The organism is Neobacillus terrisolis (assembly GCF_051233475.1).
Taxonomy (GTDB): domain Bacteria; phylum Bacillota; class Bacilli; order Bacillales; family Cytobacillaceae; genus Bacillus_BU.
In genome coordinates, this window is sequence record NZ_JBKFGH010000013.1 from 149,057 (window position 1) to 161,397 (window position 12,341).

At 42.4% G+C, this 12,341-nt stretch carries 13 protein-coding genes; all 13 read left to right on the forward strand.

Features of this window, described 5'->3' with window-relative positions:
* Positions 1–108 precede the first annotated feature (108 nt).
* The 13 genes from rpiB (at position 109) to ACI48O_RS09350 (ending at position 12,317) form a co-directional block, all read left to right on the forward strand.
* Entirely contained in the window at positions 109–546 is a 438-nt protein-coding gene (gene rpiB, locus ACI48O_RS09290) for a ribose 5-phosphate isomerase B (RefSeq protein ID WP_435561518.1), read from the forward strand.
* A 289-nt stretch (positions 547–835) separates the two neighbouring features.
* Entirely contained in the window at positions 836–1,405 is a 570-nt protein-coding gene (locus tag ACI48O_RS09295; RefSeq protein ID WP_435561519.1) for a TIGR01440 family protein, read from the forward strand.
* Between the two features lie 286 nt (positions 1,406–1,691).
* A complete protein-coding gene (gene glyA / locus ACI48O_RS09300) occupies positions 1,692–2,933 on the forward strand; it encodes a serine hydroxymethyltransferase (protein ID WP_435561520.1) in 1,242 nt (413 codons plus the stop codon).
* A gap of 242 nt (positions 2,934–3,175) precedes the next feature.
* A complete protein-coding gene (gene upp, locus ACI48O_RS09305; RefSeq protein ID WP_435561521.1) occupies positions 3,176–3,805 on the forward strand; it encodes a uracil phosphoribosyltransferase in 630 nt (209 codons plus the stop codon).
* Positions 3,806–3,944: 139 nt separating this feature from the next.
* A complete protein-coding gene (wecB, locus tag ACI48O_RS09310; protein WP_435561522.1) occupies positions 3,945–5,090 on the forward strand; it encodes a non-hydrolyzing UDP-N-acetylglucosamine 2-epimerase in 1,146 nt (381 codons plus the stop codon).
* 315 nt (positions 5,091–5,405) lie between these two features.
* A complete protein-coding gene (locus ACI48O_RS09315) occupies positions 5,406–6,401 on the forward strand; it encodes a nuclease-related domain-containing protein (protein ID WP_435561523.1) in 996 nt (331 codons plus the stop codon).
* Positions 6,402–6,543: 142 nt separating this feature from the next.
* Positions 6,544–8,988 carry a S8 family serine peptidase gene (locus ACI48O_RS09320; RefSeq protein ID WP_435561524.1) on the forward strand — a complete coding sequence of 815 codons (2,445 nt, stop codon included), beginning with the start codon at positions 6,544–6,546 and terminating at the stop codon, positions 8,986–8,988.
* Positions 8,989–9,378: 390 nt separating this feature from the next.
* Complete coding sequence (locus ACI48O_RS09325) at positions 9,379–9,603, forward strand: AtpZ/AtpI family protein (protein ID WP_435561525.1); 225 nt, start codon at positions 9,379–9,381, stop codon at positions 9,601–9,603.
* 2 nt (positions 9,604–9,605) lie between these two features.
* Complete coding sequence (locus ACI48O_RS09330) at positions 9,606–9,980, forward strand: ATP synthase subunit I (RefSeq protein ID WP_435561526.1); 375 nt, start codon at positions 9,606–9,608, stop codon at positions 9,978–9,980.
* A 20-nt stretch (positions 9,981–10,000) separates the two neighbouring features.
* Positions 10,001–10,711, forward strand: a complete 711-nt coding sequence (gene atpB / locus ACI48O_RS09335; RefSeq protein ID WP_435561527.1) for a F0F1 ATP synthase subunit A — start codon at positions 10,001–10,003, stop codon at positions 10,709–10,711.
* A gap of 73 nt (positions 10,712–10,784) precedes the next feature.
* Positions 10,785–10,997 (forward strand): F0F1 ATP synthase subunit C, encoded by a 213-nt coding sequence (gene atpE / locus ACI48O_RS09340; protein ID WP_006838507.1) that lies wholly within the window; start codon positions 10,785–10,787, stop codon positions 10,995–10,997.
* A 259-nt stretch (positions 10,998–11,256) separates the two neighbouring features.
* A complete protein-coding gene (gene atpF / locus ACI48O_RS09345) occupies positions 11,257–11,784 on the forward strand; it encodes a F0F1 ATP synthase subunit B (RefSeq protein WP_435561528.1) in 528 nt (175 codons plus the stop codon).
* Complete coding sequence (locus tag ACI48O_RS09350; protein WP_435561529.1) at positions 11,781–12,317, forward strand: F0F1 ATP synthase subunit delta; 537 nt, start codon at positions 11,781–11,783, stop codon at positions 12,315–12,317. The genes atpF and ACI48O_RS09350 overlap by 4 nt, the downstream gene beginning before the upstream one ends.
* The last annotated feature ends 24 nt before the right edge of the window (positions 12,318–12,341 follow it).

Genomic DNA, 12,341 nt, shown 5'->3' on the forward strand with positions numbered 1-12,341 from the left:
AAACCATGACGGTAAAGGTTCCAGTAACCGCTGGGCGCTTTGGCTGGACATGCATTTAATTACATAATTTATAACAAAACATTTTTAGGAAAACAGGAGGAAATGAAAATGAAAGTAGCAATTGCATCAGACCATGGCGGACTTGTCCTTCGTGAAGAAATAAAAAAATTAATGGATGAACTGGGTATTCAATATGAAGATTTCGGCTGTGACTGCGAAACATCCGTTGACTACCCAGATTACGCGTTACCGGTAGCGGAAAAAGTGGCAGCGGGTGAGTTTGACCGAGGAATCCTTATTTGCGGAACCGGAATTGGCATGAGCATTGCTGCTAATAAAGTTAAGGGAATCCGTGCTGCGCTCGTTCACGATGTGTTCAGTGCCATTGCAACCCGCGAACATAATGACAGCAATATTTTAACAATGGGTGAGCGCGTCATCGGTCCCGGCCTTGCACGTGAAATCGCCAAAGCTTGGTTAACAACTGAATTCCAAGGCGGCCGTCACCTAAACCGCATCAACAAAATTTCTGATATCGAAGCTTAAGAATAACACTGGCTATGAAAAACTGATAGTTGATTTTGGACACTTGTTGATTGGAGCGGAAGGTGCGAGACTCCTGCGGGAGAAGGTGTCACGGGAGACCCCACAGGCGCTATGGCGCCGAGGAGGCTCCCGGACTCCCCCGCGGAAAGCGAGCACCTGGAGCGGAAATTAACTCCCGAATTTAACAGCCTTAAAAGAGGGAATAATGATTTTTTAGGAATGGTTTACCAAGGTAGGCTTTTGGTTTTGATATCGCTGAGCTTGTGGGAACGGAAAGGAGGAAGGCCTTGTGTCAGTACAAAAATGGGAAATCCAGTTAGACGAAATCGTGAGCAATTTCCTAAACCAAGTGGAGCTTAAGCCTGGCAACGTCATCGTCATCGGCTGCAGCACAAGTGAGGTCATTGGTAAAAAAATTGGAACGGCAGGATCAGCCGAAGTTGCTGAAATGATTTTTCGTGTATTAACAAAGTTTCAAGCCCAAATCGGCTTTGAGCTGGCATTTCAATGCTGTGAGCATTTGAATCGCGCTCTTGTCGTCGAACGGTCAACCGCTTTGGAAAGACAACTTGAAGAGGTCTCCGTTATTCCGGTGCGAAATGCCGGCGGCGCAATGGCCACCTACGCTTTTGAGCATATGAAGGACCCGGTCATGGTGGAAGCTATTAAGGCCGAAGCCGGAATCGATATCGGTGAAACGATGATTGGCATGCATCTAAAGCATGTCGCGGTTCCAGTCCGGACCGAACAGCGAACCCTAGGCAGTGCCAGGGTTATACTTGCAAAGACGCGTCCGAAGCTAGTGGGCGGACCGCGAGCAGTGTATGAGAGAACTGGGGATAATTTGACCTGCCATTGATGGTAATTGTTTAGGTCGTGTTTGAGCATCCGGTCTAATTTTGATCAAATGAACAATGGGTGAGAGCGGATAATTCTGTACTCACCCATTTGTGATTTTTGGAAGATAAATCCATAGAATCTACTGAAATTTTCGCTTTGTTCGTATTTTTTAAAATGAATCCGTTTACTTTTCGTGCTAATGTGCTTTCGTTCTTTCTTTTTAGACAAAAAACGTGTAAAATGTAATAGAATTTTCAAATAATAGTTCGTAAATACGCTTGTTTTTTTATAAAAGGAGGATAAAAATGAAACATTTGGCTCTTCAAGACGAACAAGTATTCAATGCAATACAAAAAGAATTAGGTCGTCAGCGCAATAATATCGAATTGATTGCATCTGAAAACTTTGTTAGTGAAGCGGTTATGGAAGCACAAGGTTCTGTGTTAACCAACAAATACGCAGAAGGTTACCCTGGCAAACGCTACTATGGCGGTTGTGAGTTCGTAGACGTAGCGGAAGATATCGCCCGCGATCGCGCGAAACAAATCTTTGGAGCAGAGCATGTTAACGTGCAGCCACACTCAGGTGCACAAGCGAACATGGCTGTTTACTATTCAATCCTTAAGCATGGCGACACTGTGCTAGGAATGAACCTTTCAATGGGTGGACACTTAACTCATGGTAGCCCGGTTAACTTCAGTGGAATTCAATTTAATTTCATTGAGTACGGAGTGGACAAAGATACTCATTACATCGATTACGAAGATGTTCGTGCTAAAGCGCTTGAGCACAAGCCGAAATTAATCGTTGCTGGTGCTTCAGCATACCCACGTGTAATTGACTTCGCGAAATTCCGTGAAATCGCTGATGAAGTAGGCGCGTACCTAATGGTCGACATGGCTCACATCGCTGGCCTTGTTGCAGCTGGCTTACACCCAAGCCCAGTGCCATACGCTGAATTCGTAACAACTACTACTCATAAAACATTACGCGGACCTCGCGGCGGTATGATCCTTTGCCGTGAAGAATTCGCAAAACAAATCGATAAAACGATCTTCCCTGGCGTCCAAGGCGGTCCGTTAATGCACGTCATCGCTGCAAAAGCAGTTGCTTTCGGTGAAGCGTTGCAGGACAGCTTTAAAGATTATGCGAAAAATATCGTGGCCAACGCTGCTCGCTTGGCAGAAGGTTTGAAAAAAGAAGGCATCGAACTTGTTTCAGGTGGAACGGACAATCACCTTTTACTAGTAGACCTTCGTTCACTAAATCTTACTGGTAAAGTGGCAGAAAAGGTTCTTGATGAAATCGGTATTACCGTGAACAAAAATACGATTCCTTATGATCCTGCAAGCCCGTTTGTAACTAGCGGTATCCGTATCGGTACAGCTGCTGCAACATCACGCGGCTTTGGTTTAGCGGAAATGGACGAAATCGCATCCATCATCGCTTTAGCTCTTAAAAATCACGAAGATGAGGCAAAGCTTGCTGAAGCAAAGGAACGCGTATCTTCATTAACTGCGAAATTCGAGCTTTATCCTGAATATTAATTATCTAGATCGGGAGGATGCACAGTGCTGAGTGCTGTGTGCCTCTCGATTTTTTGGTGTTTAGAGCCGTTTTCTTGGTCGAGTGTCACCGGCGAATTTTTGTGTTCAGCATCGAAAATTAGCAATTCGATGAAAGTTAATGAACGTAGTTGCCTGTCGCACTTTTTTTCTGTAAAATTAGACGAAGTGTAGTCGTACTTTACATGGTACGACAAATTTTGATAAGCGAAGGAGCGATAGCTATGGCAAAAGTATACGTATTTGATCATCCACTCATCCAGCATAAGCTTACATACATTCGTGATAAGGCAACAGGGACAAAGGAATTCCGCGAACTTGTTGATGAAGTAGGAACGTTAATGGCGTTCGAAATCACCCGTGATATGCCGCTAGAAGAAATCGAGATCGAAACACCGGTAAGCAAAACGAAATCAAAAGTATTATCTGGTAAAAAATTAGGTCTTGTGCCGATTTTACGTGCAGGAATCGGAATGGTGGACGGAATCTTAAAATTAATCCCGGCAGCAAAAGTTGGCCACATCGGTCTTTACCGTGATCCAGAAACATTAAAGCCGGTTGAATATTACATCAAACTCCCTAGCGATGTGGAAGAGCGCGACTTCATCGTTGTGGATCCAATGCTTGCAACAGGCGGATCCGCAATCGAAGCAATCCACGCATTGAAGAAACGCGGCGCGAAGCACATTAAATTCATGTGTTTAATCGCAGCCCCAGAAGGCGTTGAGGCACTTAAAGAAGCACATCCAGACGTCGATATTTTCATCGCCGCCCTAGATGAAAAACTTAATGACCACGGTTATATCGTCCCTGGTCTTGGTGACGCCGGCGACCGCTTGTTTGGAACGAAGTAAGTAATTAGTTTTTCTAATCGGCTTGCTCGAAATACAGGGTATTCTTTTTAGAAAAAATAAAGATGAAACCGGCACCGATATTTGGTGTCGGTTTTTGTTATAATAAGGAATAAAGTACACAAATTGGAGTGAATCAAATTTGAAACCGCGAATTAAGGTTATGACCATTTTCGGGACAAGACCGGAAGCAATCAAAATGGCCCCGCTTGTTCTTGAGCTTCAAAAGCATCCTGATCATTTTGAATCGATCGTTACAGTTACGGCTCAACACCGTCAAATGCTCGATCAGGTTTTAAATATCTTCCAAATCACACCAGACTATGACTTGAACATCATGAAAGACCGCCAAACCCTTATTGACGTGACAACCCGCGGCTTGGAAGGCCTCGATCGCGTCATGAAAGAAGTACAGCCGGATATCGTATTGGTTCATGGCGACACGACGACTACGTTCGTTGCCAGTCTAGCAGCGTATTATAACCAAATCGTTGTCGGTCATGTCGAAGCCGGTTTGCGCACATGGAATAAATACTCACCATTCCCAGAGGAAATGAATCGTCAATTAACCGGTGTGATCGCCGACCTTCATTTCTCACCGACCTCAAAATCAGCAGATAATTTGCTTCGTGAAAATAAAAACGAAGAAGCGATCTTTATTACAGGGAACACCGCTATCGATGCATTGAAGACAACGGTTAAAACCGAATATTCTCATGAAGTATTGGATAAGCTTGGCGACGACCGTCTCATTCTGTTAACCGCCCATCGTCGTGAAAACCTTGGCGAGCCAATGCGCAATATGTTCAGGGCAGTAAAGCGAATCGTCGACGAGCAGCCAGATGTACAGGTGATTTACCCAGTTCATATGAATCCGGTCGTACGGGAAATCGCTTCTGAAATTTTGGGAGATGACCCTCGCATCCAGCTAATTGAGCCGCTTGACGTTATTGATTTCCATAACTTCGCATCACGTGCCTATTTGATTTTAACGGATTCCGGTGGTGTGCAGGAGGAAGCGCCATCACTTGGAGTGCCGGTGTTAGTGTTGCGTGACACAACGGAGCGTCCGGAAGGAATCGAAGCAGGCACATTAAAGCTTGCCGGAACCGACGAGGACACTATTTACGGACTAGCAACCGAGCTGTTGAACGACCCGGTTGCGTATGAAAAGATGTCTCGTGCTGCCAACCCTTATGGCGACGGTCGTGCTTCAGAACGGATTTGCGAAGCGATTCGTTATTATTTTAAACAGGTTGGGGAGCGTCCGGAAGAGTTTCGGGGGTAAGAACAAAAGATAGAGTTGCTTAAGCCGTTCCATGTGGGACGGCTTTTCTTATGGGAATTTGGTTTGTACGGTTTATTTTTTACGGGTAGGGGTGCTGGGGGCGGTGACTTAATTCACTTTGGCTCATAAAATTTGGATTACGGCTCATAAAAATCGAAATGCGGCTCATAAAAATCAAAAAACGGCTCACAAAAATACAATATCGGCTCATAAATTTTTCCGTTCATAAAAAATCCAAATCCAATTGGAAAAATTAGCAGGAAAATCGCATTTTAAACCGAAATTTAGGGGTATTTTTATAAAGGAGGAATAGATTTGAACGCCAAACCACGATTGATTCCGTTAATTGTTGAAGAAATTGACGCTGTTTTGAGCAGAATCCCATTATTTCATCCAAAAAGAGCCCAACTTGAGGAAGAGCGAAGGAACTATATGGCTGGATATAATGGTGAAAAGCAAATTGACCACTACCTTGATTCTTACATCAACGGAAACTACCTCTATTTTGCAGATCTCAGACTTATCTTCGAAAATCACGCCTTCCAAATGGATACCCTTATCGTAACCCCATTTTTCTTAGTGATTATTGAGTCCAAAAATATCGCTGGAATATTAACCTTTGAAAAAGACTCCACTCAAGTTATAAGAGAATACAATGGTAAGCTTCAAGGTTTTAAAAATCCAATTGTTCAAGTAAAAAGACAAAAAAAGCTTCTAACTGCTTGGCTCAAAAAACACAAATTTCCTCCTATCCCAATTGTTGACCTCGTTGGAGTTGCGGACCGAAGAACGATAATAAAGACTTCTAGTGACAATCGGCAAATATTCCAAAAATTGATTTACGCTGATGTTTTAGAAGAAAAAATTAAAACGTATGAGGATGGATATACTAAAAAACAATTAAGTGCCAGACAAATAACTAAACTCCATAAACTCCTTTTGGAAGAGCATACCCCTGCCTTGCCTTCAATTCTAAAATTTCACAGCATCGATGTATCTGAATTAATAAAAGGGATCCAATGTCCTATTTGCAAACAGTTTTCATTGGTTCGTCAAGTCAAGAATTGGTTTTGTGTGAAGTGTAAAATCTATTCAAAAAATGCTCATAAAAAGGCGATAGTTGATTATTTTCTATTAATATCACCATCCGTTTCAAATAAAAATTTACGGGAATTTATACTGGTTAATTCTCGTCACATCGTAAAGAAACTTCTCCAAAGTCTAAACCTCCCCACCTCAGGCTCCAACAAAAACCGTCAATATCATCGCCCAAAAGACGTGCAACATTGGATACAACGCCAGAGATCCTGATTCGTGCAAACCGCCCAAACCGTCCAACCCAATCAAACCCAATCAAACCCAACCCAACCCACTATCCATCACCCAAAAATCCCAATTGCATATTTCACCATCCATGAGAAAAACCTATGTAATAAAAAGGAGGTCACCCCTGATGCGCACACCACCGCTACTAATCCTTTTTGTTATTTTGATTAGCGTGCTAAGCCCCCAAACCAAAACCATGAACACTCAAGCCCAATCCCTGAACCATCCACCTATCCCAACTGAAAGCCCGGAAACCGAAAAAATCGCCATTGTTACTCTTAACAAACCGCAATCGCCGCGACAAATATTGGAAAAATACCCGGAACTAAAGCTTAGGTACGTTTTTGAGCATGTTTTAAATGGATTTTCGGTAAAAGGTCCAGCACGTGCCCTTGAGCAATTAGCCAAACAGCAACCCAATATTATCGATGTTTCATCAGTAGTAACCTATCAAACAGAAAATGCAACTCTGCCAGTGCGCCCAATCGAAATAAACCCGAAGCCATGCCCGAAGCCATGCCCGAATCCAATCACGAAAATCGGACCTATAAAACCCGAAACCAGCCAGAACCAAAACGTCCTAACCGAGAACCGTCCGAACCAAAACAGCATAACTCCCACCAAGAACCCCACCCCCACCGATGCCAATCTCCAAATCATCGGTGCCGATGAGGCCCGCGGTTTATTCGACAACCAAAACCGCCGTCTCACTGGAAAAGGGGTTACGGTTGGCGTCATTGATACTGGGATTGATTACACCCATCCCGACCTGAAAGCAAACTTCAAGGGTGGGCACGATTTTGTAGATGGTGATAAAGATCCAATGGAGACAAAAGGGATTCCCGGTCGTTCAACCCTTCATGGGACACACGTTGCTGGGATTATTGCCGCGAATGGCAAAATTAAAGGGGTGGCGCCGGAAGCATCGCTTATTGCTTACCGGGCACTTGGGCCAGGTGGGAGCGGAACGACAGAGCAAGTTATCGCCGCAATTGAGCAAGCCGTTAAAGATAAGGTCGATATTTTGAATCTCTCACTCGGCAACAGTGTAAACGGCCCAGACCTGCCAATCTCACTTGCGTTAAACAAAGCCGTTGAAAAGGGGGTTACCGCGGTAACTTCATCAGGAAATTCCGGACCGAACCGCTGGACCGTCGGTTCACCGGGTACAGCGTCAAAGGCGATTTCGGTTGGAGCCTCGACACCCCCGATGAAAATTCCGTACTTACAACTGTCCAACCAACATACAATTAGATTGGAACCGCTCCAAGGATCACCGGAGTGGAATCACAGCGAAACAGCCGCGATTGAATTAACTTATGGAGGCCTTGGGCGAACTAAAGAATTAAAGAATGTGAAAGGAAAAATCGTTCTTCTCAAAAGGGGGGAGCTAACCTTTACTCAAAAAGCAAAAAACGCAGCCAAAGCCGGAGCGAAAGGCGTCATTATTTTTAATAATACAAAAGGCAGTTTCTCAGGAAATCTTGAGGAAATGGTTTCGATACCGGTGATGGCAATTTCCAAACAGGATGGCGAACAATTAAGGAAACAAACCGTTCAAACAGCTAGGACTATATTAATAGAAGAAAGTGATATTCTTGCTGATTTTAGCTCGAGGGGTCCGGTGACCGTTACCTGGGAAATTAAGCCTGATGTCATTGCGCCTGGAGTGGCAATAAACTCAACAATACCAGGCGGATATTTGGAACTGCAGGGAACAAGCATGGCTGCCCCGCATGTTGCGGGTGCCTGTGCCCTCATTAAGCAGGCCCATCCAGAATGGGGGCCGGACGAAATAAAAGCTTCATTGATGAACACAGCCAAACCAATTACAAATCAAAAAAGCGAACCATACAAAACATTTGAACAAGGGTCTGGCAGAATTCAGCCCGTTCAAGCGATAAAAACAGAGTCGCTTGTCCAACCGGCTTCACTTCAATTTGGGAAATTTCAGCTCAGCGATAAACTGCATCAACATCAAGCGAGTTTAAAAATAAAAAATATCAGTAGCTCGAAAAAAAATTATTATTTTACAATACCAAAAACTGAGGAGGGTATTAATTGGCACTTCCCGTTATCGGTCACCTTAATGCCAGATGAAGAAAAGACCGTCACGATTGACATGACCGTCCAACCGGAGCATTTTACGAAAAAGATATACGACGGATATCTTCAATTAAATGAAGGCGCAAATCGAATCAACATTCCGTATCTGTATGTAGTAGAAGAGCCGGATTATCCAAGAGTGATGGGGTTTGAATTTGGGTTAGCCGATAAAGAAAAGACATACCGATATGAGGTTTACTTACCCGGCGGGGCAGACGAATTTGGAATTGCCCTTTTTCATCCTGGTAACCACCAATTTGTTGGTTACTTAGATTGGAGAAGGAAGGTGGCAAAAGGCGTACTTAAGAATGAAGTGAATGTCGATCTTCTCCCGGCTGAAGGATTATATGTAGCTAAGGTGTTTGCTAAAAAGCAGGGCAGAGAAGATATGATTGAAACAATGATTGAAATTTTGTCGAAAAGTGAGGAAAGTCCGTTCGAAAAAAATACAAAACTTGTAAAATAAACAAGACGAGTTGTCATCAAACCGTAAATGAATCAAAAATAGGGCTTGATGACAACCAGCAACTAATATTATTAGAATAATTTTATTAATTAAAAATTATTAATTTTTCAAAATTATTGTCGGAATTGTGACTTATTTCCTTATTTAACATTGACATTGCATGGGGGCTATTGTATGCTAACAAAGGGTGTGAATGATAGGGTTTACATGATAAGTAGTGAATTTTTACACATTTAAAACATTGTTATTTTGAGCAAGACTTTACAACAATCTACAAGAACTTCAACAAAAACCGCAAGATTTTTCTACAAAATTGGTAAAAACAACGCAGTCGATTGTGCAAAACTCTACAACCAAGTTACCATTCTCTTAAAGAGAGGATGTGTTTGCATGCGAAAAAATAACCGTCACCCTTTTCAAGCTTATGCCTTAATGACTGGGATTTTATCAGCATTAGTTGGATCCATTTTAGTTGGAATATTTTCCGGGAGAGCCCTGGATCATTGGCTAGGAACAACGCCGTTATTCCTTATTATCGGCTTACTAATCGGTCTTGCAGCTGGGGTATTTGCTATGATCCGCCTCGTTAATCAATTCTTCTCAGGGGATAAGTAGTCATGTCTGAAATTAAAGTAATGTACACGAGGCAAAGAAAGTACATATTCTTCTTATTATCTCTCTATGTTCTTGGCTGGGGTTTTACTCCGTATCAGTCCGTTTTCTTAGGGCTGGTGCTTGGGACAAGCCTGAGCTTGTTTAATTTATGGTTGATGGTTCGAAAAACGGACAAGTTTGGTGATGCAGTTTTGCAAGGGAAAAAGGTTCGTTCACTTGGATCTTTTTCGCGGATGGCTACGGCCGCATTGGCAGTAATGATTGCTCTCAAATATCCTGATTCGCTTCATCTTATTTCTGTTGTTTTGGGATTAATGACATCTTACATTGTCATTATGATAGATTTTTTTCTTCAATCTTTACATTCACATAAATAGCGCGGAAGAGAGGTGATACTGTGCATCATGAAGCTCCAATAGTTACGTTTCTTGGGCTGAATTTTAATTTAGCCAATGTTTTGATGATTACGGTCGCAAGTGTGATAGTTTTTCTAATTGCCATTCTGGCAACTCGAAAACTAGAGATGAAGCCGACCGGAATGCAAAACTTCTTTGAATGGATTATGGATTTTGTTAAAAACATTATTGACAGCACAATGGATTGGAAAACCGGTGGAAGATTCCACATTCTCGGAATTACAATCATCATGTACGTGTTTGTTTCCAATATGTTAGGACTTCCATTCTCTATTGTTATTGATGGTACACTGTGGTGGAAATCACCAACAGCCGATCCAGTCGTAACCTTGACCTTGGCTACTATGGTAGTAGGTTTATCACATTATTATGGTGTGAAGATGAAAGGTACTGCGGCATACGGGAAAGAATTCCTTAAGCCGTTTGCGTTCATGTTCCCAATTAAGATTATTGAAGAGTTTGCCAACACGCTGACTCTTGGTCTGCGTCTTTACGGGAATATTTATGCAGGTGAAATTTTGTTAGGTCTACTTGCAAGTGGTCTTGCCACCGGTGTAGGTGGTACGATAGCAGCTATTGTTCCAATGCTTGCATGGCAAGGATTCTCAATCTTTGTTGGTGCAATCCAGGCATTTATTTTTACAATGTTAACGATGGTTTATCTGTCTCACAAAGTGAGTCATGACCATTAATATATACGATGTTCAGCCATGAGCATCTTAAAAAAATTCTATTTTTTCACATAATTGAAGGAGAAACTTAATAATGGGTCTTTTAGCAGCAGCAATCGCAATTGGTTTAGCAGCACTAGGTGCTGGTATCGGTAACGGTCTTATCGTATCTCGTACAGTAGAAGGTATCGCGCGTCAACCAGAAGCACGCGGTATGTTACAAACTACAATGTTCATCGGGGTTGCGTTAGTAGAAGCGATTCCTATCATCGCGGTTGTTATCGCGTTCATGGTTCAAGGTCAATAATTTTTACGAAGCAAGACGTTCAATAATGGCGAAGATCATTCCATGAGAACCTTCGCCATTCTCTTATGTCCATTTGACGAACACTTAAAGCTTTAGGGTGAACTCGTCACAGTCAATCTTTAAAGCGATTCGGTCTTACTCGGCTTCGGCCTTGAGAGAGCGACATGCATTTTTGATTTAACTTTGACAAAATAAACGGTTTCATATACATGACCTTACAGTTTGTAAGTGAACGACTCTTGAAGGGAGTGAATCGAGGGTGTTAACAAGTAATTTAGTATTAGGAGCAACTGAAGCTGCTCACGGTATTAATGGTGGAGACATCATTTTCCAATTAGCAATGTTTATCATCTTGTTAGCATTATTGAAGAAGTACGCATGGGGTCCGTTAATGGGCATCATGAAACAGCGTGAAGACCACGTTGCTGGTCAAATTGATGCAGCTGAAAAAAGCCGTGCTGAGGCTAACAAAATTTTAGAAGAGCAAAGAGCTCTTTTAAAAGAAGCTCGTCAAGAAGCGCACGTATTAATTGAAAATGCGAAAAAACAAGGCGATGTTCAACGTGAAGAAATTATCGAAGCTGCTCGTGCAGAATCTGAACGCATTAAAGTAGCTGCAAGAATCGAAATCGAACAGCAAAAAGAAAAAGCTGTTACAGCTATTCGTGAGCAAGTCGCTACTTTATCAGTAATGATTGCATCGAAGGTTATTGAAAAAGAATTAACCGCAGCTGATCAAGAAAAGCTTATCAGTGAATATATTCAAGAGGCAGGAGAAAAGCGATGAGCAACTCTGCAGTAGCAAAGCGCTATGCGTTAGCTCTTTTCCAGCTTTCGAAGGAACACCAGCTTCTTGACCAGATGGAAACAGAACTTCGTGTAGTGAAAGAAGTAGTCACTAATACTCCGGGGTTAATAGCTTTATTGAAATCTCCAAAGCTTCCAAAGGATAAGAAGAAGGAGATTTTAACTGGAGCTTTTTCATCGGTAAATCCATTTGTGATAAATACAATTAAAGTAATGATCGATCGCGGACGCGCTGACAATATTGCGGCGTTAGCTGATCAATTTGTTGAGCTTGCTAATGAAGAAAGAGGAATTGCAGAAGCAGACGTATATTCAATTCGCCCATTAACAGCGGTTGAAAGCGAAGCTTTATCATCCTCATTCGCTGGCAAGGTTGGTAAAAAATCTCTTCTTATTAATAATATCGTTGATTCCAATTTACTAGGCGGCATCAAGCTCCGTATCGGAAACCGAATTTTCGACGGCAGCTTGTCTGGAAAACTGGAACGTTTAGAACGTCAATTGTTACGCTAAGATTCGTAGATAGGGGTGAAACTC